Source organism: Halogranum rubrum (assembly GCF_900114455.1).
Taxonomy (GTDB): domain Archaea; phylum Halobacteriota; class Halobacteria; order Halobacteriales; family Haloferacaceae; genus Halogranum; species Halogranum rubrum.
In genome coordinates, this window is record NZ_FOTC01000002.1 from 895,214 (window position 1) to 917,560 (window position 22,347).

Consider the following 22,347-nt stretch of genomic DNA (forward strand, 5'->3'; position numbering starts at 1 on the left):
GAAACAGACAGCTATGGAACTCTTCGGAACCGCCGGAATCCGAGGGAGCGCCACCGAGAAGGTGACCCCGGAACTGGCACTCGCTGTCGGTCGAGCCGCTGGCGCGGACGGTAACGAGTTCGTCGTCGGCCGCGACGGTCGAGTCACGGGACCGGCGCTCGCCGCCGCGATGGAAGCAGGGCTCGAATCGGCCGGAGCGACCGTCTACCGTGCAGGGATACTCCCGACACCGGCGCTCGCGTTCGCCTCACAGGGCCGCCGCGGCGTCATGCTCACGGCCTCGCACAACCCACCGACGGACAACGGTATCAAGGTCTTCGACGACGGCGTCGAGTACGACCGCGAGTCAGAACGCGGCATCGAGTCCCGTGTCGAGAGCGGCACGAAACCGGCCGCGTGGGACGAGTGGGGCGAAGGCGAGACCATCGAACCGCTCGTAGAGTACCGCCGTGCAGTCACGGCGTTCGCTTCGACGCGTGGCGCGGACCTCGACGGCCTCCGAGTCGCCGTCGACTGTGGGAACGGTGTCGGTGCCGTCGCCACGCCGCAGGTGCTCCGCGAACTCGGTGCACAGGTCGTGACGCTGAACGCGAACGTCGACGGCCACTTCCCCGGCCGGGAGTCGAAGCCGACACCAGAGTCACTCTCGGACCTCCGCGAGTTCGTCGCCGACGGCGACTTCGCGTTCGGACTGGGTCACGACGGCGACGCCGACCGTATCGTCATCGTCGACAGCGACGGAGAGGTGGTTCACGAGGACACGATTCTCGCCATCCTCGCCGAACACTACGTCCGCTCGGAGGACGTCGTCGACCCTGTCGTGGTGACGACGCCGAACGCCTCGGCGCGTATCGACGAACGCGTCCGTGCGGCCGGTGGCCGTGTCGAGCGTGTCCGACTCGGTGCACTTCACGAGGGTATCGCGTCGGCCCGCGCCGACGGCGGCGACGTCGTCTTCGCAGCCGAACCGTGGAAACACATCCACGTCCCCTTCGGCGGGTGGATAGACGGCGTTACGAGCGCTGCGGTCATCAGTCGCCTCGTCGCCGACGTCGGTCTGGACGCGCTTCGCGAACCCGTCACCGAGCGTCCATACCGGAAGGTCAGTGTCGACTGTCCCGACACCTCGAAGGTACCGGCGATGACGACACTGGAGACGACGCTACCGGCGGCGTTCCCCGACGCCGAGGTGGACACGGAATACGGCGTCCGACTGGAGTTTCCCGACGCGTCGTGGGCGCTCGTCCGACCGAGCGGAACCGAACCGTACGTCCGAATCTACGCCGAGAGCGACGACGTCGACACGCTCGTCGCCGACGTGCGCGCCGTCGTCGACGAGGCAGTCGCCGACGCATCGTAGCGCGTACTCTGTCCGATTTCGCTTCGATTCTCCTTAGCACCCGTCTCCGCCGTATTCTCCCCTTCTCTCTTATTTTCGTGGGAATGTATGTAGAAACACGACGACGTGCGGCGGTTGTCACAGTTCTCGGGGCAGAGGTGGTCGAGTGTCACTGTGTGTCACTGTTTCAGTCACAGAACGACGGGTTTATGCCGATAACTCCGCGATGTGTCAGCTAAGGTTTCCATAGTCATGGATAGACGAACATTCATCAAGGGGACGGGTATCGTCGGAATCACTGGACTCGCTGGCTGTACGGGCGGACCGCAAGACGGAAGCGGTGACGGCGGCGACGGTGGGAGCGAAGAGACGACCATGTCGGGCGGCGACGAGTCGATGAACGAGTCGACGACGGAGTCGAGCGGTGAGGGCTCGGCCTCCGCCGACATCAACGTAGGAGTGGTCTACGCGCTCGGTGGCCTCGGCGACAAGTCGTTCAACGACGCCGCACAGACGGGTGTCAAGCAAGCGGAAGAGGAACTCGGCATCACCTACAACGAGGCACAGCCATCCTCCGCGGAGGAGTTCCCGCAGTTCCAGCGACAGTTCGCACAGGGCGACGAGTACGACCTCGTCTGCTGTATCGGCTTCGCCCAGCAGAGTGCCCTGAAGAACACCGCACCGAACTTCCCGGACCAGAAGTTCATGCTGGTCGACAGCACCGTCGAGCAGGACAACGTCGCGAACTACCTGTTCAAAGAAGAGCAGGGTTCGTTCCAGGTCGGCCACCTCGCCGGTCTGCTCACGAGCCAAGAGTTCGCCGCAGGCGGCGGCGAGACGAGCCCCGACCAGAAGACCATCGGCTTCGTCGGCGGCGTCGACGCGCCGCTCATCCGGAAGTTCCAGGCTGGCTACGAGGCGGGCGCGGCCCACGCCGACGAAGAGGTCGAAGTGCTCACCGCCTACACCGGTTCGTTCAGCGACCCGCAAGCGGGTAAGGAGGCCGCCCTGTCGATGTACGACCAGGGTGCAGACATCGTCTACCACGCCGCCGGAGCGTCCGGTGTCGGCGTCTTCCAGGCCGCACAGGAGAAAGGTGGCTTCGCCATCGGTGTCGACTCCGACCAGTCGAAGGCAGAACCCGACTACGCAGACATCATCCTCGCGAGCATGGTCAAGCGCGTCGACACGGCGGTCTTCGAGTCGATTCAGAACGTCGCCAACGACGAGTTCGAGGGTGGCTCGACGGTCACGCTCGGTCTCGAACAGGAAGGTGTCGCCTGCGTCTACGGGGCCGAAATCGGTTCGGACATCCCCAGCGGCGTGAAGTCCGAAGTCGACGCCTCCGCGGAGGCCATCATCGGCGGCGACATCAGCGTGCCGACGTCGACGCAGTAACGACTCGCGTCGTCACTGCTGTTTCCTCGCGATTCTTCCGTCAAAACAACAACCGACAGCGAATAGTTTCGGATAGTTTCGGGTGCAATACCCCTCGAAACCGCAGTTCTGTAGAATACGAATCCGCGTCTTTATACGGAACCATGCAAAATCTGCGAGCAGATGAGTACCGCGGTTCACCTCGACGGTATCACCAAACGCTTCCCGGGAGTCGTCGCCAACGACGACGTCGACCTCTCCGTCGAACGCGGCACGGTACACGCGCTGTTAGGTGAGAACGGTGCGGGCAAAACCACGTTGATGAACATTCTCTACGGTCTGTATCAGCCGACCGAGGGGACGATTCACATCGACGGCACTGCCCGTGACTTTCACTCGCCCCGTGACGCTATCGACGCCGGCGTCGGGATGATTCACCAGCACTTCATGCTGGTCGACCCGATGACCATCACCGAGAACATCGTCCTCGGCAACGAACCCCGGAAGTGGCTCGGCCTCGCCGTCGATTCGGCGCAGGCACGAACCGAAGTCCGCGAACTGTCCAACCGCTACGGTTTCGACGTCGACCCCGACGCGAAGATAGAAGACGTCTCCGTCGGCGTCCAACAGCGAGTCGAAATTCTCAAAGCCCTCTACCGTGGCGCAGACGTCCTGATTCTCGACGAACCGACGGCCGTCCTCACGCCACAGGAGGTCGAGGAACTGTTCGACGTGTTCGAGGAACTCACCGAACAGGGCAAGACCATCATCTTCATCTCCCACAAGTTGGGCGAAGTGATGGAGGCGGCCGACGAAGTGACCGTGCTCCGCGACGGGAAGAACGTCGGCACCGTCGACACCGCCGACACGACCCGCGAACAACTCGCGGAGTTGATGGTCGGCCGCGAAGTACTGATGGAACCCGAGAGCGACTATCAAGAACCGGGTGACACGGTTCTCGGCGTACAAGCGCTCCGGGCCGAAGACAGCCGTGGCGTCGAAGCCGTCACCGACGCGAACTTCGCCGTTCGTGAGGGTGAGATATTCGGTATCGCCGGCATCGACGGCAACGGCCAGTCCGAACTCATCGAGTGTATCACCGGTCTGAAGACGCCGACGACTGGCCACATCTCGTACAAGGGTCGCGACATCACGAACGCACCCCGGAAACAGCGTATCGACGACGGGATGGCGTACATCCCCGAGGACCGCCACGAGCGCGGGCTGGTGATGGAGTTCGACCTGACGCAGAACGGTATCCTCGGCAGCCAACACAGCGAACCGTTCGCGAAGGGCGGTCGTATCGACTGGAACCGTGTCGAGACGCACGCCCAAGACATCATCACGGAGTACGACGTTCGGCCGCCGAACAAGGACGCCGACGCCGAATCCTTCTCCGGTGGGAACCAACAGAAGTTCATCGTCGGCCGTGAGTTCCAACGGAATCCGGACCTCGTCGTCGCCACCCACCCGACGCGGGGTGTCGACATCGGTGCGACGAACTTCATCCACGACCGACTGCTCGACCTGCGTGCGTCGGGGAAAGCCGTCGTCCTCGTCTCGTCGAACCTGACGGAGGTACAGGGTCTCTCCGACCGCCTCGCCGTCATGCACGACGGCGAAATCATGGACGTCGTCGACCCCTCGACCGTCACCGAAGAGCAGATTGGCCTGCTCATGGCGGGCGAACACATTGACGACGCCGAGCGAGCGACCATCGCTCCCGACGGAGGTGACCGATGAGCGGCGAGTCGGAATCGGGTGGTGGGCGAAGTGCCCGTGACGCACTCGAACGTCTCGTCGGTCTCTCCGCCGTCGAACGACTGCTCATCAGTCTCGCCGCACTCGTCCTCGCCGTCCTCGTCGGTGGAGTGCTCATCCTCGTCTCCGGGCGAGTCGCCACCTGCCAGACGGCGGCGGCGACGTACTTCGGCGTCGGCTTCTGTTACGACCCGATTCAGGTGTATCTCGTCCTCTTTAACGGGGCGCTCGGCGGGTTGTTCGCGCTGAACGACCCCGCGCTGTTCAACCCGAACTGGAACCTGTTCAACTTCGGGCTGGCACTGACGCTGAAGGAGACGACACTGCTCATCTTCACGGGACTCTCTGTCGCCGTCGCGTTCCGCGCTGGGCTGTTCAACATCGGGACGCAGGGACAACTCATCATCGGCGCGCTCGCGACGGGCGTGACGGTGTTCTACGCCTCGGCACTCGTTCCGGCGAGCGTCGTCGGTGGCGTCTTGCTCATCACGCTCGGTGTCACGGTCGGTGCCGTCGGTGGGGGCCTCTACGGGGCGATTCCGGGTGCGCTGAAAGCGTACGCCGACGCCAACGAGGTCATCACCACCATCATGCTCAACTTCATCGCGGCGCGGGTGGCGTTCGTCCTCGTCTCGGAGTTCTTCAAGAACCCCGACAGTCAGGTCGTCGAGACGACGCCGATTCCGGACTTCGGACTCCTCTTGCCCGTCTCTTCTGTCCTCCCCTTCGGCTTCCCGCAGGGCGGGGACTTCTCGCTCATCGCACTGCTGTTCGGTCTCGTGTTCGTCGGCGCGCTCTACTACCTCATCGAGCGTACCTCGTTCGGATACGACCTCCGGACGAGTGGCTTACAGCCCGACGCTGCCGAGTACGGCGGCGTCGACGCCAAACGAACGACGGTCACGTCGATGGCGCTGTCGGGTGCCATCGGCGGTATCGGCGGTGCGGTGTGGGTGCTGATGGTCGTCGGCCGCTGGCAGACGGGCGTACCCGCCTTCGGCTTCGACGGCATCACCGTCTCCATTCTCGCCGGCAACAATCCGCTGGGCGTGATTCCGGCGGCGTTGCTGTTCGGCACGCTCAAGAGTGGGTCGCTCGCGGTGCAGTTCCAGACGGGCGTCCCGAAACAACTGGTGGGCGTCCTTCGGGGTCTCATCATCCTGTTCGTCGCGATGCCGGAGTTCTTCCGACTCCTCGGGTCGCGCGTGGTCGACTTCGACACCAACGAAAAGACGGTGACGACGGACGGTGGGTCCGTCGACGACACTGGAGGTGACGACGATGAGTAACGCGAACGCCGACGCACAGTCGACGCTTCGAAACCTCAGCTATCGACAGGGACTCGCCGTCGGTACGGTGGGCGTCTTCGTGCTCGTCGGGCTTCTCGGCGTCATATTCCCCGGGAGCATCGCCAACGACCTGTTCCGAATCATCACGTCCCGAAGTACGCTGAGTTCGGCGCTTCGGCTGTCCGTCCCCATCGTCTTCGCGGCGCTGGGCGGTATCTTCGCCGAGAAGAGCGGCGTCATCAACATCGGACTGGAGGGACTGCTCATCATCTCGGCGTTCACGGGCGTGCTCGTCACCGACCTCGTCGGCGCGTCGAGTTCGGTGTTCTTCGTCCCGGCCGTCTGGGTCGGCTTCCTCGCCGGCATCCTCGCCAGCACGTTGTTCTCGCTGCTCTTTGCTATCGTCTGCATCGAGTTCCGTGCCGACCAGATTATCGCCGGACTTGCCGTCTGGCTCATCGCACTCGGTCTCGCGCCGTTCGCGGCGAACGTCAAGTACGGCAGTCCGAACTCGGACAACCTCGGCAGCGCGGGCACGTTCGACCAGTGGACGATTCCGGTGCTCTCGGATATCCCGGTGCTCGGCGCAGTGTTCGACGCGACACCGGTCGTCTACCTGATGCTCCTCGCTGTCCCGCTCACGTGGTTCGTGTTGAACCACACTTCGTTCGGGAAGTGGATTCAGGCGAGTGGTGAGAACCCGAAGGCGCTCGACACCGTCGGTGTCAACGTCAACCGCGTACGCTACGCGGGTGTCCTCCTCTCGGGCGTCCTCTCGGGCGTCGGCGGCGCGGCGCTCTCGCTCAGTCTCGGGCAGTTCATCGGGAACGGTCAGACGATGGTCAACGGAAAGGGGTTCATCGCCATCGTCGCGTTCCTGTTCGGCAACTACAACCCCATCGGCGCGTTCGGCGCGTCGTTCCTCTTCGCCGGACTCGAAGCCGTCCAACTGCGTCTCCAGCAGGTGCCGGGCTACGCGATTCCGGACACGCTCATCCAGACGGTGCCTTACGTGACGGTCATCGTCGTGTTGGCGCTCGTCGGAAAGACGAAGATTCCCAAAGCGGCAGGCGAGCACTACGAGTCGGGCGACGACTGAACTCTCGGCTCGTTTTGGAAGAGCGGCAGGCGAGCACTACGAGTCGGGTGACGACTGAGAGCCGACTTCAGAACACCCTCCCGAACAGACTCTCTTTCGAACAGAACTGTACATCTTCGAGAGGAAACCGCACTCTTCTTGAAAATCGTAGTGAATCATTCAACGAAAAGTAATAAACGTTTGGGAACGTAGTCGTACTGTGATTTCTGAACTGTACGACTCTCTGGACGGGCAGGTCGTTCTTCTCGCGGGTGCCGACGGCGGTGTGGGTGCGGCCGTCGCAGACGAACTCCTCCGACGCGGAGCGACGCTCTACGTCGGGTCTGCCGACGGGACGGTGTTCTCTGGAGGTATTCCACTCGCCCTAGACCTGACCGACTCCGAGAGTATCGGCGCGGCGGTCGGCCGCGTCGTCGGCGACCGAGGCCGACTGGACGTACTCGTCCTCCTCCCTGCGGTCAGCGACCGACGCGACTGGAGCTTACTCGAAGCGTCCATCGACACCGTCGATGCGGGTATCGCCCGGACCTTCCGCGGACCGCTGCTCCTCGTCCGGGCGGCGCTCCCCTACCTGCTCGAACACGACGGCGGGCGCGTGGTGACGGTGTCAGCCGACGACACGACGAGTGCACACCCGGCCGACGCCGCAGTACAAGTCTCGACGGCCGCCTTCGACGCGTTCGCCAGCTATCTCGACGCGACGTTCGCCCCTCGACTCATCGCCAACAACGCGACGCCGGGACGCGCGCGTGCCGACGGCGGTCACTGCGGTCGAGGCGACCCGACGGAGTCGAGCGCCGAGACGGTCGGGACGCTCGCTCGACTCCGACCGGGGTCAGACGGTGGTGTCGACTGGTCTGACTGCCGCGCGGTCGGGAACTGACGCTCGAACTTACGGATTCGTCGGAGGCCGAACGACGCATTCGGTGATAAAGAGTTTTGATTCCGCGATAAGGAGTGAGACGCATGACTACTCACGAGTACGACGTCGCAATCGTCGGCGCAGGGACCGCCGGTTGTTACGCGTCGGCGACCCTCGCCCGCGAGGGACTCGACGTCGTCGTCATCGAGCGCAAAGACGAGGAAGAGGCGGGTCACATCGCCTGCGGTGACGCGCTGAAGGGGGCCGACGCGTTCCCCGAGGCGATTCCGAAGTCGAAGATTCAGCCGGCCTTTACGAACACGAACGTCACGCACGGCCGCTTCGAGATTCCGAGCCACGATACGTCACTGGAGATTCCCATCCCGGGCGAACTCGCCGTCCTCGACCGCTGGGAGTACGGCCGACTCATCATCGAAGGCGCGAAAGAGGCGGGCGCGGAGTTCCACTACGACACCGTCGTCCAAGACGTCGAACAGGAAGCCGACGGCCGAGTCACGGGCGTCCGCGGCAAACACAAAGGCGACGTCGTCGAGTACGAAGCCGAGATAACCATCGACTCCGCCGGTGCGCTGTCGCTCCTGCAGGACAAAGCCGACCTCTCGCAGGCGACGTTCGACACCAACGTCTCGTACTCACAGTTCTGTTCGGCCTACCGCGAGGTACTGCACGTCGACGAACCCGTCGACTACGACGACGCACTCGTCTTCAAGCCGACGAAGCGCGCGGCGGGCTACATCTGGTACTTCCCGCGTACGCCCACCGAAATCAACGCTGGTCTCGGCTTCCAGATGAACGAACAGCCGATGAAACTCGTCGAGGACCTGAAACAGGACCTCCGGAACCGCCCCGAGTTCAAGGGCGCGAAAGTGACCGACAAACTCGGCGCGGCACTGCCGACGCGCCGCCCCTACGACTCGGCCGTCGCGCCGGGATTCATCGCCGCAGGTGACGCTGCAGGCCACGTCAACCCGACCACCGGCGGCGGTATCGCCGGTGCCGCCTACGCAGGGAAGTACGCCGCCGAGCAGGCCATCGAGGCCATCGCCGCGGGCGACGTCAGCGAGGAGATGCTGTGGCGCTACAACCAGCGCGTCATGGACCACTTCGGCGGCCGCTACGCCGGACTCGACGTCTACAACATCCTCGTCACCGCCGGCGAAGTCGACGACTTGGAGAGTCTTCTTGCAGTGCTGCCGGGTGAGAAACTGGCAGAGGGGCTCTACTCCGGAAAGACCAGTCTCGGCTGGAAGGTCAAGCTTCAGACGGCCATCCAGAGTCGCGACTACTGGGACGTCATCTACGACTTCTACAAGACGCGAAAGCTCGCCGACAAACTCATCGACCACTACGACCGCTACCCCGGTCGACCGAGTGCGCTCGCTGGCTGGCAGAACTACCGTGACGACTTGATGGACCAGATTTACGAGACGACGGGCGCGGAAGCGAAGTACTGAGCCACGAACTCTCTTCACGGACATCTCGGCCACTTCGTCGGCTTCGCCCCTCGCCGAAAACTGCGGTCCGTCGCTTTTTCTCCGAACGTATTTGGTGGAGACCCAGGAGGCGAACCGAGTCTCGTAGTACGGCCCGGAACCAGTATCGAAAGTCCAGTAGTCGGCAGACCGTCCCACGAAACAGAACGCCGATCAAATGAGTCCTACTCGACAGGTTTGAATGTTTATTTTTACACACTTTCATTGCTCTTTATGTCTCACCGGGGTGGTGTTCGTCACATGACACAGAGCAGGCGGTCAGTTCTTGGACTCCTCGCATCAGTGGGTCTGCTCGGGGGCGTCCCGTCCCGCGTAGCCGAGGGACAGGTCGCACGCGCGGTCGAATCCGAACCCGGAGACGGAGACACAGACGCTGTAGAAGAGAACGACCTCTCACCTCCGTCGACCCCCGCACTCGACTTTCGCGACCAGAAATCCACTGGCGGAAGCGTCACCGTCGCCAGTGCCACGCTCGCCGAGGGTGGGTTCGTCGTCATCGTCCACGACGACGAAATCGTCGGCGTCTCGACGTACCTCTCTGCTGGCCGCTTCGAGGATGTAACGATAGACCTCGACAGGCCGCTTTTCGAGTCCGGGACCCTCACTGCGACTATCCAGACCGACACGAACGGAAACCGAACGTTCGACGCGACGACGGTGAAACTCTCGTGTAGCCAGCGCGACGAGGAGAGCGCCGTCGTCTCCGACACGGCAACCGTCTCACTCCCTCAGTCTCAGGACGCGGAGCTCGTCTTCAGAGACCAAGTGGTCGACGAGGCTATCGTCGTCGAGTCCGCAACGTTCCCGGAAGGCGGGTTTATTGCGCTGTTCGCCCCCCAAGTCGGCGACCCAGATATCGACGACTACGTCGAAATCGGTGTGTCGGACTACTTCGAACCGGGTCACTACGAAGACATCACGTTCGGCAGCGGCTTCCCCACCGAGTCCGGCGAGTGTTCGGCCGAGGTCAACGCTCTGCTCATTCGCGACAGGGACGACAACCGAGATTACGAGTTTAGCTACCACTTCCCCGGCACTCCCGACTATCCGTTCATCCCCCCGGGTGATGTGTCAGCAACCCTGACGAAGGCAGACTGTCAATCGGAGTAACGTCCTCTACCACGTGGAGTCTGAGGACGACCGAACCGCAGACGCGAATACAGCCGAGATAACCAAGAGGCTCGAGCGGACTCAGGGCCGCTCTTCGGCCACCCGCAGAATCGCCCCCGAGAGCACGTCGATACCGATACCGAGCGACGCTTCGTCGACGTCGAACGTACTCGTGTGGTGGCCGCCGGGGTGGTTCGTGCCGACGCCGACGTAGGCGGCCTTCCCGCCGTTGTCTTGGACACGTTGCATGAGGAACGTCGCGTCCTCGCTGCCGCCGAGAGCATCGCTCGGGAGGACGGAGGTCACGCCGTCGGTGTCGCTGGCGACGGCGGCGACGACGTTCCGAATCTCGTCGTCGCTGCGGGCACTCGGAGCCATCCCCTCGGTGGAGAGGTCGACCTCACAGCCGTGCATGTCGGCGGCCGCTCGAAGGGTGCGCTCTGCCTTCTCACGCATGTACTCCATCAGTTCGGTCGTCTCGCCGCGTACTTCGCCCTCGATGAACGACTCCTCGGGGATGATGTTCGTCGCCGTCCCGCCGCCGACGAGTCCGGCGTTGATTCGGGTCGCGCCGTCGGAGTGTCGTGAGATGCCGTAGAGGTTCTGAATCGCCGTCGCCATCGCGAGGACGGCGTTGTCGCCCTCTTCGGGTTTGGCACCGGCGTGGGCCGGATGACCGTCGAACTCCGCGCGGAAGTGGTGGACAGCGAGGAAGCCGTCGATGCCCGCGACGACTTCGCCCGTCGGGTGGTCGAGACCGAGGTGCACGGCGAGGAGGTAGTCCACGTCGTCGAGATGGCCGCTCTCGGCCATCGGCTTGCCGCCGGAGATGAGTTCCTCGCTCGGTTGGAAGAACACCTTCAGCGTCCCGTCGAAGTCGCTGTCGGCGACGGCGTCGATGACGCCGAGACCGAGCGTCGCGTGACCGTCGTGGCCGCAGGCGTGCATGTAGCCCTCGTGTTCCGAACGGAAGCCACCGGCCGAGGGTGCATGAGTCGACTCGTCGGACTCACGGATGGGGAGCGCGTCGATGTCGACGCGAAGCCCGACGGTCGGACCATCACCCTTCCGCAAGACAGCGACGGCGCCGGTGTAGCCGCCTTCGAGTTGGGCGAGGATGTCCTCGCGAGCGCCTGCCTCGCGGGCTTGGGCGAACCACCGGTCGAGTTCGTCGTCGTCGGGTACCGACAGTCGGTCCTCACCGAGCACCTCCGCGCCGACGTAGAGTTCGTCCAGCGGGCGCGTCTCCAGTTTGTCGACGATGCGCGCGGTCGTGTAGAACTCACGCCACGCGGGTTCGGGATGTCGGTGTAAGTCGCGGCGGAACTCGACGAGTTCCTCGGCAATCTCGCTCATACGAGAGGGGATGAATCCCTCGGTGATAAGTGATGACTTCCCGTACAGCGGTGAGTAACCGCCGGTGTGCCCCGAAGATGCCCCGTGTGACGAGTGTCTTAGGTGTCTTAGGTGTTCTATTGGATAGTGAGAGACTGATTCCGACCCATTTTATAGGATGCTTGGTATTGCCACGAATAGATGAGCGACGTCGAAACCGATTCATCGACCGAAACGAAGCTCACGTTCCGTGGGGGCCGACTCGTCAGCGCCCTCCCGATTACCTTCTTCATCGCCTGGGCTATCGTCCAGTCCGGGCTGTTGGGAATCGGAGATACGACAGGGCTTGTCGCAGGGATGCTCGTCGGCCTCATCGTCGGGCTATTCTTCGTGAAGGGACCGTGGAAAAGCTACGCAGACGTCATCTTCGACGGCATGACGCGTCGAGTGGCGGCGACGGCCATCGTCGCGTGGCTCTGGGCAGGGATGTTCGCCCAGACCATCCAAGTCGGCGGCTTCGTCGACGGCCTCGTGTGGGCCACGACGGCGCTGAACGTCGGTGCCGCGCTGTTCCCGGCGCTGACGTTCCTCTTCGCCGCACTGCTCGCGACGGGCATCGGGACGGGGTACGGGACGGCCATCGCCTTCACCGGTCTCGTCTTCCCGGCCGGTGTCCTCATCGGGGCCAACCCGGTGCTCCTCTTCGGAGCCATCCTCTCGGGGGCCGTCTTCGGTGACAACCTCGCGCCCGTGAGTGACACGACCATCGTGAGTGCCGTGACGCAGAACGCCGACATCGGCGGCGTCGTCGCCTCGCGTATCAAGTACGCAATCGTCGCTGCAGCACTCGCCTTCGTCGCCTACCTCGTCGCCGGCGCACAGATGGCACAACAGCCGATGAACGTCGGCGGCGACGTCGCCGCGGGCGTCGGGCCGCTCGGACTCGTCCACCTCGTCTCCATCGGTGTCGTCATCGCGACGGCCGTCGCCGGACGGCACATCATCGAAGCCGTCTCGTGGGGACTCGTCGTCTCCGCGGTTCTCAACCTCGTGTTGGGGCTGGCGTCCCCGAGCGATATGATTGCGTTCAACGCACCCGAAAACGCCGCGTTGGCGGCAGAGCTGAACGCGGTCCCGCTCATCGGTGCGTTCATCCAACTCGTCCCGGCGGGCGAGGCTGGCGTCGGCGGTAGTCTCTACACGGGTGCGGCGGGGTTCTTCCCGCTCATCGTTCTTACAGTCCTGCTCGTCGCCAGCGCCGAAATCATGCGCGCCGGTGGTGGCTTCGACGCCCTACAGGAGTTCCTGCTGTCGAGCGTCGCCACGACGGTCAAGCGCGCCGAGATGACGATGGTGCTCGGAACTGCACTCGTCAACGCAACGGTCACCATCAACACCGCCGCCGAAATCGCCATCGCACCGTACATCCGCACGCTCGGTGAGAAGTTCAACATCAACAGCTACCGTCGGGCCAACATCCTCGACGCCAACACCTCCGCACTCGGATACATCTTCCCGTGGGGTGGTGGACTCCTCGCCGGATACGGCGCGATGCAAAACCTCGTGAACTCGCAGGCGACGCCGTGGTTCACCCAAGAGATGCTGGTGAACCCCGCCTCCGTCTTCCCGTACGTCTTCCACGGCTGGTTCCTCGTCGCCGTCTTCATCGTCGCCGCGTGGACCGGATTCGGTCGCGAGTACGTCTCTGACCGCCAGAGCGAGGAGGTGAGTCGCGTATGAACCTGAACCTAGACAAGTTCCTCGCGGGATGGACGTTCCGAACGAGTAAGCCAGTCTACGAGGCTGGCGAGGAACTGACTGCGTTCGTCACCGGCACTAGCGGGTCGACGCCCGTCGTCCGCATCGGTGACACGATTATCACCCTCACCGGGACGGAGGGACACGGCCGTCTCGTCGACAGACGCGTCCGCTTCCGCGTCACGGAGTTCGACTCGCAGAACCACGAAGGGACGGGCGAACTGCTGAGCGTCTTCGAAGAAGAGGAGTAGCGGCGGCGGAACGCCGTCACACCGGTCGTTCTCTTTTCGACGACACTACGGATACTGTCTGTCGGGTTCGGGAATCGCTTCGAGATTCGTCGCCGTCTCGAAGATGACGCCGTTCAGCTGTTCGGCCGTATCGAAGTACCAGTACGGCGTCTCGCCGAAGACACCGCTCTGGATGACGGGGATGCCGTTCTCCTCGAACGTCTCGACGACTCCCTCTGTGTCCTCGAACGCGAAGCAGGCGACGTGATGAAGGCCCTCGCCGTGTTCGTCGAGATGTTCGGTGTAGAGGCTCTCACCCGCCTTCGGTTCGATGAGTTCGATCATCGTCTCGCCGAGATAGCTGAGTGCCAGGGTCATGCTGTAGTCGTGCGACTCACCGCGGAACGTCGTGTCGTGGAGCGTCGGCGGTTCGAACTCGAAGACGTCCCACGGGCCGATGCCGAGGAGACCATCGAACCGATTCATCCCGTCTTCGATGTCCTCGACGACGAACGCGATCTGGGTGATCTCCGGAATCTCGATGCCGAGGTCGGGTACTGCTGCCATGTATTGTACACGATTCCGAACGCAATATACGGGACTGACGAACGCGACGACAGTCCGCAAAATCGACTCGTCGTCGGGTTCTCACGGTCGACGTTACCGCGGGTGCGAGCAGTGACCTCGGCGCCGCACCGATGAGACGAGCAGAAAGCTCCCGTCAGAAACGCTGCTACGCCGTGAGAGCGTTCGTCGCTACCGAGCGGCGTCGACCAGCGCCGTCAAGTCGAGGTGACCCGCACCGTGGTACACCTCGCCTTCCTCTGGCGTACTGGCGGTTTCTTCGATGAGCGACTCGACTTCTTCGACGCTCGCGTCGGGTCGGAGCGAGCGGACTAGCGCGACGGCACCCGAGACCTGCGGGGCGGCCATCGACGTTCCGGCTTTCCAGCCGTAGCCACCCGGAATCGTCGAGTAGACGAGGTCAATCTGGGCGCCTTCGACTTCGGCGTCGAGCGCTTCGAGGTCAGCGTTGCCACCGGCGGCGCTGATGTCGACGGCGCTCCCGTAGTTCGTGTAGAACGCCGGTTGCGTCGTCGGTTCTTCGAGTCGGTTGCCGGTGAGCCACTTCGCCTCGTTGTCGCTGTGCTTACCTCCCCATCCACAGCCAATCGGACCGGTCGCACTCACACCGAAGACACCTTCCGCTTCCGTCGGCAGACTGAGCGTGCTCTCGGGTGACATATCGAGGCCGTCGTTTCCGGCGGAGTTGACGATGACCGTCCCCTGCGAGCGGACGTACTCGGCGACCTGTTCTGCGATTCGCAGTTCTTCGAGCAGACTCGGATACTGGTCGGGATAGACGAACGGTGCAGGGAAGCCGACGCTGTAGTTGATGGCGTCACAGCCAGCCTCGGCGGCCTTGACCCACCCCGCGTAGCCGTCGCCCTGTTTCCCCTCGACGCCGGAGAACATCCGGTAGGAGACGATTTCGGTGTCGGGTGCGGTTCCGAGTACACCGCCACCTGGGGCGTCGTTGCTGTTCGTCGCCGCGATGGTGCCCGCGACGTGCGTCCCGTGACTTCCCGCGCCGTTCGGTCGGAAGTCGAACTCGTCTTCGGAGACGTTCTCCGACAGGTCGTCGTTCACGACGCCCGCGAGGTCCGGATGGCTGTCGTCGACACCGCTGTCGACGACGGCGATGCGAGTGCCCGCTCCGGTCGTGACGTCGTGGACCGACTTGCCGCCGCCCGGTTTGTCGGTCAGGTCGTTGTTCAGGTCCTGGACGCGTTTGTCCCACTGATACTCCGAGTTCGTGGGAGCGCCGTCGTGGTTGTGACTCGAACCGTTCCCGTCCGTGCTGGGGCCGTCGCGGGATTCGACCGCACCCGTGGTGTCGTCGCTCAGGTCGATAGTCAGGTCGCTGACCGTCGTCCCGTTCACGCTGTCTTGGTCGCCCCGAGCGACCAAGACGTCCGCCTGCGAGAGGTCGTGGATGATTTCGACGTCGTCGGGAATCGCCGAGCGCTCGACGTCGCGGAGGTTGATGAAGAATCGTGACTCGGATTCTCGTGCTGTCGCGTTTCCAGCGCCCAGTGTCGCCGCACCGACCGCCGCACCAGTTAGCTGAAGGAACGTTCGTCGATTGTATTTCGACACAGTAGTCTCACTGAGGTTGTGGCATGTATAAATCTTGTTTCGCTATGAATACTTGAATTTCAGAGAAGACTAAATATTTTACAAATTGAGAAGACTAAATGGTGGATCGACGGAATCGGGTACGCCACTCGATAGTGAGAGTCGTCGCACGCGACAGTCGCTACTCGCGACGCTGGACGTGGAGCTATCTGGAGCGGAACGGTCACAACCGCCGAGCGAGGCTCGTCGGGAGAGAACTGCAGAGAGAGTCGAGAACTAGTTCTGTCGGTGGCCGAGCGGTTTCTTCTGTTCGACTTCGATTTCGACGTGGACGCTCGCGGGGAACTCCATGTGACCGACTTCTCGAGCGATGTGGTCTGCGCCGTGAATCTCCAGTTTGCGCGCGTAGACCGTGTAATCCCACGACGAGAACTCGTCGCCGATAGAGAGATTGCGATACTGTGGGACGCGAATTCGTTCGGGTGGTTCGGAGTGCGGTCCTTTGCACTCTGCGCCTTTGCGCTCTATCATCGCTTTCAGGTCGGTGACTACGTCGTCGAGGACGGCGCGGTCACCGCTCTGGAAGCTGAGTTTGGTGACGAAGGTCATGAGATGGGTGGCTACCACGAACTGCGGGTACGCAGCACCAAAAACGCATCCATCGTCGCAGCGGTATCTGTCATATTACCCGACCGTACACCACCGTGCGAGCGTGTGCGTGTCGACTCACAGAGACAGCGGAACATGGAAAATCCTGACATTACTGGGGCGTCTGTGGGACACGCTCACTGGATTCGACCTCTATCTCGGGTCTATAGTCCGATATTCTCTTAACGTCCCGTGGGTTACACCCGGTAATGACGGTAGAAGCGGTCAGCGCTGGAGCCATCCTCTTCCGCGATACCCGTGGCCGACGGGAGTACCTGCTCCTGAAGAGCCGCCCGGGGGACTGGGAGTTCCCGAAAGGCGGGGTCGAGGGGGACGAGGAGCTTCAGCAGACGGCAATCAGAGAGGTCAAAGAGGAGGCCGGAATCGGCGATTTCCGCCTCATCGACGGCTTCCGGAAAGAGTACGACTACGTGTTCGAGGCGAACGGGAAGACCATCCACAAGACGGTCCATCTGTTCATCGCCCGCTCGTTCGAGGCCAGCGCAGAGCTCTCGAAGGAGCATCGCGACCTGCAGTGGCGCGACTACGAACAGGCCATCAACACCATCACACAGGACGGTCCGCGCGACATCCTGAAGCAGGCTCACAAGTATCTCGACGAACTCGTCGAAGAGGACGAAGAGGACGGGAGCAAGACGTACCTCGGCTGACCGGCCGACGCGTCTCCGCTCTCGAACGCCCGTCGCCGTGAGCACCTGCGTTAGTCGTTCGCACACCCCACGGAGGCGACGATGACCTACGGCGACGCCGAGTTCGGCTTCGAACTGCTCACCTGCCGGTGGGCCGAGTTGGCGTGGCCGCCCGAGGAGCCACGCGACTCGTCCGTCGTCGTCTCCAGACAGCTAGGGACGCAGAAGCGGCGTTGGGACACCATCGTCGTCGAAGCCGACCCGGAGGCGCTCGCCGCCCGCCGGAAATTCGGGACGGACGCACTCGACTCGGACCTGCTGCACGTCGTCCGCAACGCGCCCGCTGACTGGACGTGGTACCGCGACGCGCTTCCGCATCCGGGCTACCCGTGGCGGTACGTCCGCGAGGCGATTCACGAGGCGGCGGCCCGCGGCGTCGTCGAGAAACGGCGAAACGGAAACAGAATCGAGATTCGTCGCATCGCACCCTACCCCGACTGGGTGAACCGAATCGTCGCCGTCGAGAACAAACCGGACCTCGACGCCAGCGCCGCCCGTGCGCTTCGCAGTCAACTCGACCACGACGTCGAGACGGCGCTCGCCGACGAGGTGTGGGTAGCGACGGCGGCGACGGAGTCGGCCGTCGAACCGGCGCTCATGGAGTCGATGCCCGTCCAGGTGGGTATCCTCACGCTCGACTTTTCCGACGGTGTGCACGCCGACGCGGGCGACGTCGCGTGGTATCCGAGTACAATGGACCCGACAGCAGACGGTGAGCGATTCACCGCCGTGGAGAAAGCCGAGAAACGACTCGCCATCGCCGAGCGAGCGTACGGCAAGGGCTGGCGCTCCTTCCACGACACGATGCGACCGGACTGCCGTCACTTCGAACTTCGACGCGAAGGACGCGCACTGGTTCCGTGGTGTGCGGCGAAAGAACGTGCGCAGACGGCCGCCGAGTGTTCGGGGTCCTGTCCAGAGTTCTCACCCGAACCACCGCAGTGGCGAACGGGCGGGTGGCCCATCGAGGGTGGACCCGGCAAGGGAATCAAGCGGTTGTTGGACGGGCGACGCGAGTGGGTGCGAGAGAGGCAGTAGTTCAGACGACTTCGACGTCCACAGCGTCGCGTTCGACGGCAAGTTTGAACGTCGGGACGGTTCGGTAGACGACTTCGACGACGCCCTTCCGGCGAAGGCTCTGGAGTGCGCTTCGTACGTCCTCGGCTTCCGGGTCGACGTCGAACTCCTCGCGGAGTTTGTTCAGGACGCTGACGACGCTCTCGGAGCGGTCCTTGGGACCGGCGACGACCTGGAAGACCTGCGCTTCGAGTTCGGGGACGCGGATGACGCTCGGGACGCCGCCGTCTTCGCCGTCTTCTTCGCCTTCGACGCCGGGGTCGATGCCGAGTAGTTCCGCCGCCTCCCCTGTCGCCCGAATCAGGCTGTTGTCGTCGCGGTAGTAGTAGTCTTTGAGGTGGTTTTCGAGGTACTGGTGCACCTCGCTGCCACTCTCTAACTCCCACCGCTTCTGGAGTTCCTTGTTCTTCGTCGGCTGTAGCCGGACGATGTCGGCGAGCCGTTCTTCCTCCTCCTCGGTGAGTGCCATTATCTCCGTGTCTGCGGCGCGGACATATTTACGTTCTGGAACAGTCAATGTGGCCGACGGCACTGCACCCGATGACCTCCCCATCGACTCCCTCCCCGACCCACCGACTCGTGTGGAACTCCGACGCACTCCAGTGTGACCACGGCGACCCGACCATCGCCGCCGAGAACGCCGTCGTCCGCGCCACCTTCGCGTATGCGACGACGGTTCACCTCGCGCTCGACGAGCGGACGTTTGAGAAGAATCACCCAGCAGGTCTGGACGCGTTTCGTCGACTCTCCCCCGTCGCCGACGACGAACGCCTGTTTCGGCACGACGGCGAACGTCGTGTGCGACTCCCCGAACACGCCGACGAACTCGCGACGATTCTCGACTTCGCCGGCGCGGGAAGCGACGGCGACGTCTGGGCGGCCCGCCTGTTCGGCCTCGACGAGTTCGCCGTCCTCGACGGTGAGCGGTGGCGATATCATTCGATACCGCACGAGACGTGGTGTCGAGAACTGTACTGCGACGACGAGTCGACGCCGAGTCGATATCTCGCCGACGTGAAGCGCGCACTCGACGAGTTCCCCGGGGTCGCCGTCTTTCCGACCGACGAACCGCTGTGTTCGTGGCGTGCGGCGGGTATCGGGTACGAACTTACGCCGGAGGTGCTTCGACTCACGACCGAGGCGTCGACGAGTGCCTTTCGACTCCGGTCGCTCAACTACGTCTGTGCCGAACCGACGCGTCTCGAACTAGCCAGTCAGTGGCGACGTAGCAACTCGTCGTCGCTGCCGAGACGACTCGTGCGACGCCTCGTCAGTCGCTTCACCGCCGACCCGCCGACGCGACTCCGCTTCGAGACACGGGCGGAGTTGGACGCCGCCGTCGACGCACTCCACACAGTACGGGAGAAACTCGACTACGCCTTCCGTGTCGAGTGACATCGCCGCCTGCCCAACGATTATCACGGTTCCCAACGACCGCTCGAACGTGTCTTGGGATACCCTAACGCTCGACGTCGACGACGACGGCGTCGCTACACTGACCGTGAACCGTCCCGACAAGTTGAACGCGCTGAACGCGGAGACGCTCGAAGCGATGCTGGAGGCGCTCGACGAGGCCGAAGCGCAGGACGTGCGCGTGCTCGTCGTCACCGGTGCGGGTGACAAGGGGTTCATCGCTGGCGCGGACATCGGACACATGCAGGAGCTCTCGACGCCGGAGGCACAGGAGTACGCCGAACTCGGCCACCGCGTCTGCGACGCCATCGAGTCGTTCCCGGCACCGGTCATCGCCGCCGTCAACGGCTACGCCTTCGGCGGTGGCTGCGAAGTCGCTCTCGCGTGTGACCTTCGCGTCGCCAGCGAACGCGCGGTCATCGGACAACCCGAAATCGACCTCGGTATCGTCCCCGGGTGGGGCGGGACGCAGCGACTCTCGCGTCTCATCGGCGACGAGCGAGCGCGTCGACTCGTCTTCTTCGGCGACCGTATCGACGCCAGCGACGCCTACGAGTACGGACTCGTCGGCGAAGTCGTCGCTCACGACCAACTCGAAGACCACGTCGCCGAGATGGCGAAAGAACTCGCCGAGAAACCGAAACACGCGATGCAAGTCGCTAAAGAGTCGCTGAACATGGTCCACGAGGAACCACAGAACGCAGGCCTGGCCTTCGAACGGCGGGCGTGGAGCAGCCTGTTCGGGACGCACGACCAGCGAGAAGGGATGTCTGCATTTCTCGACAAGCGCGACCCCGAGTTCGAGTAAGCCGACGAGCGGCCGGTCCCGGACATATCGACTATTAGTTAGGTCCGAGAAGCCGACTTATCACGTCCATAACAAAGTCTAAACGCTCCAACGCATCGGTATGAATCCCATCACGTTTCTCACACGACGACTCGGGCGTGACGCGGGGACAGCGTACGAGTGTCGAAACTGTGCCACCCGGTATCGGATTCAGTACCACGTGTGTCCGACCTGTGAGAGCTTTTCTGTCGAAGCCGAGACACAGATGTGGGCCGAAGAGCGTCGCCAACCTGATAGCTGATTCTGACGGGGAGTCGAATCCTCTTACTACGCGGATAGTACCGGCGAAGCTAAGTAGTCACAACCCAAATGATAGTTCGTTATGGATACAGTGAAGCTCAGCCGAGTCGAATCGCTCTTCGAGACCCTCCAGTTCCCCGTCTCGCGTACCGAAGCGGCAGAGACTTTCTCGGATACCCGGGTTCAACTCGCCGACGGCGAAGCGAACCTCGGTGACCTCGTCTCGGACGCTCGTGCGGACTCCTTTCACAGTTCGGACGAACTGTACGCCGAGTTGAACAACACCCTCCCCATCGAAGCGGTGGGTGAGCCAGGGCAGTCCGACGGCGACGCCTGAGCCTGAGACTCTCCACTCGGACGACACCCTGACGACCGAAACCCGAGGTTTAAGTGCGAGAGGAGAGTGATTTGCCAAATATGGAATTCTGCGACGAGTGCGGTTCGATGATGAAGACGAACGACGACAAATGGGTCTGCGGGAGCTGTGGATTCGAGAAGCTCCGTGACAGTAGTAAGGAAGCGCAGATGGTTACGACGCAGGGCCAAGAGCAGAGCGAAATCGTCGACGTGAGCGACGCCGAGGACAAGGGACTGCCGACGACGAAAGTTCACTGTCCGAAGTGTGGCAACGACCGCGCCTACTGGTACATGCAGCAGATTCGCTCGGCCGACGAGTCCGAGACGCGCTTTTTCGTCTGTACCGAGTGCGAACACAAGTGGCGCGAGGACGACCACTAGATGACCTCCGCACCGGCCGTCCCCACCGAGCAGCTAGCCGGGTGGCGGCTGGTCGACGAGCGTGTCGATACCCCCTTCGACATCAAACTGATCACGGTCACGGCGCACACGAACGTCTACGAGGACGCCGAGTTGAGCGCGGCTATCCAGGACTCGACCGGTATCGAAGGACCGGGGCGGTTCTTCCTCACCAGTCACGTCGTCCTCAAGCCACAACCGCCGACGTCCGAAGCGCTTCGCCGCCTAGTGACCGACCGGGTCGCTCGTGACTTCGCACACCAACTTCGTGACCGGGGATTCACGCGCGTCGAGGAGACGGGGCGGCGAGCCTTTTCGGTATCCGGGGCCGACGCTCGACTCGTCTCCTACGAGTCGACGTACGCGTTCGGCACCATCACGCTCGACGTACAGGGGTGGCTCGCAGTCTGGCAAGTCGGCGGCGACTTCTTGCTCGCCGGCGGCGCATATCCGACGTCCGTCCGCGACGCGGCGAGCGAGGAGACGGCCGAAGCCGTCCAAGCGCTCCTCCATCCGAGTGAGTTCCGCGACGACCTGTTCTCGCTCGTTCGCGCCGTCGAACGACCCTGAGACGTCGTCAGAAGCTTTACTGGCATCTACGGGCGTAGATTCGCCGTGGACCCCGACCGAATCCTTTTTGGTTTTAGGCATACCTAAACTCAGTAATGGCAGTGACTCCGCGGCCCGACGCGACAGAAACGTTCGACGAGGAATCTGAGGACGCTCCCGATATCTCTGTCTGCGAGAGCACACCCGGAACGTCAGTGTTCACGGAAGCTGGCAACTCTGACGGATGGATTGCGACGGATTTCGTCGTCGAACCCTGGGAATAACTGGGTGAGA

24 protein-coding genes are annotated in these 22,347 nt (G+C 63.1%); 19 read left to right on the plus strand and 5 right to left on the minus strand.

The genetic code is table 11. The features are described from left to right. The first annotated feature begins 13 nt into the window (after positions 1-13). From BM083_RS12915 to BM083_RS12950, 8 genes are all read left to right on the plus strand, one after another. A complete protein-coding gene (locus BM083_RS12915) occupies positions 14-1,360 on the plus strand; it encodes a phosphopentomutase/phosphoglucosamine mutase (RefSeq protein ID WP_089869892.1) in 1,347 nt (448 codons plus the stop codon). 231 nt (positions 1,361-1,591) lie between these two features. Next, on the plus strand, positions 1,592-2,737 hold the full coding sequence (locus BM083_RS12920) for a BMP family lipoprotein (RefSeq protein WP_089869893.1): 1,146 nt from the start codon (positions 1,592-1,594) through the stop codon (positions 2,735-2,737). 162 nt (positions 2,738-2,899) lie between these two features. Further along, positions 2,900-4,459, plus strand: a complete 1,560-nt coding sequence (locus tag BM083_RS12925) for an ABC transporter ATP-binding protein (RefSeq protein ID WP_089869894.1) — start codon at positions 2,900-2,902, stop codon at positions 4,457-4,459. Further along, the gene (locus BM083_RS12930; protein ID WP_089869895.1) at positions 4,456-5,766 is read left to right on the plus strand and encodes an ABC transporter permease; all 1,311 of its coding nucleotides are present in this window, start codon (positions 4,456-4,458) and stop codon (positions 5,764-5,766) included. Before BM083_RS12925 ends, BM083_RS12930 begins: the two co-directional genes overlap by 4 nt. Then, positions 5,759-6,865: an ABC transporter permease gene (locus BM083_RS12935; RefSeq protein WP_089870089.1), complete on the plus strand. Its 1,107-nt coding sequence runs from the start codon at positions 5,759-5,761 to the stop codon at positions 6,863-6,865. Before BM083_RS12930 ends, BM083_RS12935 begins: the two co-directional genes overlap by 8 nt. Before the next feature lie 199 nt (positions 6,866-7,064). After that, complete coding sequence (locus tag BM083_RS12940) at positions 7,065-7,748, plus strand: SDR family NAD(P)-dependent oxidoreductase (RefSeq protein ID WP_177197629.1); 684 nt, start codon at positions 7,065-7,067, stop codon at positions 7,746-7,748. A gap of 83 nt (positions 7,749-7,831) precedes the next feature. After that, complete coding sequence (locus tag BM083_RS12945; RefSeq protein ID WP_089869897.1) at positions 7,832-9,202, plus strand: geranylgeranyl reductase family protein; 1,371 nt, start codon at positions 7,832-7,834, stop codon at positions 9,200-9,202. A gap of 279 nt (positions 9,203-9,481) precedes the next feature. Beyond that, a complete protein-coding gene (locus tag BM083_RS12950) occupies positions 9,482-10,351 on the plus strand; it encodes a DUF7282 domain-containing protein (RefSeq protein WP_143085725.1) in 870 nt (289 codons plus the stop codon). Between the two features lie 81 nt (positions 10,352-10,432). On the opposite strand, the gene BM083_RS12955 is transcribed toward BM083_RS12950, so the two are convergent. Beyond that, on the minus strand, positions 10,433-11,707 hold the full coding sequence (locus BM083_RS12955; protein ID WP_089869899.1) for an amidohydrolase: 1,275 nt from the start codon (positions 11,705-11,707) through the stop codon (positions 10,433-10,435). A gap of 180 nt (positions 11,708-11,887) precedes the next feature. On the opposite strand from BM083_RS12955, the gene BM083_RS12960 reads away from it, so the two are divergent. Next, on the plus strand, positions 11,888-13,426 hold the full coding sequence (locus BM083_RS12960) for a Na+/H+ antiporter NhaC family protein (RefSeq protein ID WP_009374527.1): 1,539 nt from the start codon (positions 11,888-11,890) through the stop codon (positions 13,424-13,426). Next, positions 13,423-13,695, plus strand: coding sequence for a DUF7513 family protein (locus BM083_RS12965; RefSeq protein WP_089869900.1), 273 nt, complete (start codon positions 13,423-13,425; stop codon positions 13,693-13,695). Before BM083_RS12960 ends, BM083_RS12965 begins: the two co-directional genes overlap by 4 nt. 45 nt (positions 13,696-13,740) lie before the next feature. On the opposite strand, the gene BM083_RS12970 is transcribed toward BM083_RS12965, so the two are convergent. The 3 genes from BM083_RS12970 to BM083_RS12980 form a co-directional block, all read right to left on the minus strand. Next, the gene (locus BM083_RS12970; protein ID WP_089869901.1) at positions 13,741-14,241 is read right to left on the minus strand and encodes a VOC family protein; all 501 of its coding nucleotides are present in this window, start codon (positions 14,239-14,241) and stop codon (positions 13,741-13,743) included. Positions 14,242-14,430: 189 nt separating this feature from the next. Further along, positions 14,431-15,834: a S8 family peptidase gene (locus tag BM083_RS12975; RefSeq protein WP_089869902.1), complete on the minus strand. Its 1,404-nt coding sequence runs from the start codon at positions 15,832-15,834 to the stop codon at positions 14,431-14,433. A 255-nt stretch (positions 15,835-16,089) separates the two neighbouring features. After that, positions 16,090-16,422 carry an uS10/mL48 family ribosomal protein gene (locus tag BM083_RS12980; protein WP_009374520.1) on the minus strand — a complete coding sequence of 111 codons (333 nt, stop codon included), beginning with the start codon at positions 16,420-16,422 and terminating at the stop codon, positions 16,090-16,092. A gap of 248 nt (positions 16,423-16,670) precedes the next feature. Here BM083_RS12980 and BM083_RS12985 point away from each other — a divergent pair, with 248 nt between their 5' ends. Both BM083_RS12985 and BM083_RS12990 read left to right on the plus strand, forming a co-directional pair. Then, on the plus strand, positions 16,671-17,132 hold the full coding sequence (locus tag BM083_RS12985) for a bis(5'-nucleosyl)-tetraphosphatase (protein ID WP_009374519.1): 462 nt from the start codon (positions 16,671-16,673) through the stop codon (positions 17,130-17,132). 81 nt (positions 17,133-17,213) lie between these two features. Then, positions 17,214-18,209 carry a DUF5787 family protein gene (locus BM083_RS12990; protein ID WP_089869903.1) on the plus strand — a complete coding sequence of 332 codons (996 nt, stop codon included), beginning with the start codon at positions 17,214-17,216 and terminating at the stop codon, positions 18,207-18,209. A 1-nt stretch (position 18,210) separates the two neighbouring features. On the opposite strand, the gene BM083_RS12995 is transcribed toward BM083_RS12990, so the two are convergent. After that, positions 18,211-18,717 (minus strand): DUF5797 family protein, encoded by a 507-nt coding sequence (locus tag BM083_RS12995; protein WP_089869904.1) that lies wholly within the window; start codon positions 18,715-18,717, stop codon positions 18,211-18,213. 71 nt (positions 18,718-18,788) lie between these two features. Here BM083_RS12995 and BM083_RS13000 point away from each other — a divergent pair, with 71 nt between their 5' ends. From BM083_RS13000 to BM083_RS23350, 7 genes are all read left to right on the plus strand, one after another. After that, on the plus strand, positions 18,789-19,643 hold the full coding sequence (locus BM083_RS13000; RefSeq protein WP_143085726.1) for a hypothetical protein: 855 nt from the start codon (positions 18,789-18,791) through the stop codon (positions 19,641-19,643). Between the two features lie 49 nt (positions 19,644-19,692). Then, positions 19,693-20,469, plus strand: coding sequence for an enoyl-CoA hydratase/isomerase family protein (locus tag BM083_RS13005; RefSeq protein WP_089870090.1), 777 nt, complete (start codon positions 19,693-19,695; stop codon positions 20,467-20,469). A gap of 100 nt (positions 20,470-20,569) precedes the next feature. Next, positions 20,570-20,749, plus strand: a complete 180-nt coding sequence (locus tag BM083_RS22815) for a hydrogenase maturation nickel metallochaperone HypA (protein ID WP_143085727.1) — start codon at positions 20,570-20,572, stop codon at positions 20,747-20,749. A gap of 81 nt (positions 20,750-20,830) precedes the next feature. Beyond that, on the plus strand, positions 20,831-21,085 hold the full coding sequence (locus BM083_RS13010) for a DUF5789 family protein (protein ID WP_009374512.1): 255 nt from the start codon (positions 20,831-20,833) through the stop codon (positions 21,083-21,085). Positions 21,086-21,165: 80 nt separating this feature from the next. Beyond that, a complete protein-coding gene (locus tag BM083_RS13015; protein WP_089869906.1) occupies positions 21,166-21,486 on the plus strand; it encodes a transcription factor S in 321 nt (106 codons plus the stop codon). After that, positions 21,487-22,074, plus strand: a complete 588-nt coding sequence (locus tag BM083_RS13020) for a DUF6517 family protein (protein WP_089869907.1) — start codon at positions 21,487-21,489, stop codon at positions 22,072-22,074. Positions 22,075-22,169: 95 nt separating this feature from the next. Continuing rightward, a complete protein-coding gene (locus tag BM083_RS23350) occupies positions 22,170-22,337 on the plus strand; it encodes a hypothetical protein (RefSeq protein ID WP_009374509.1) in 168 nt (55 codons plus the stop codon). The last annotated feature ends 10 nt before the right edge of the window (positions 22,338-22,347 follow it).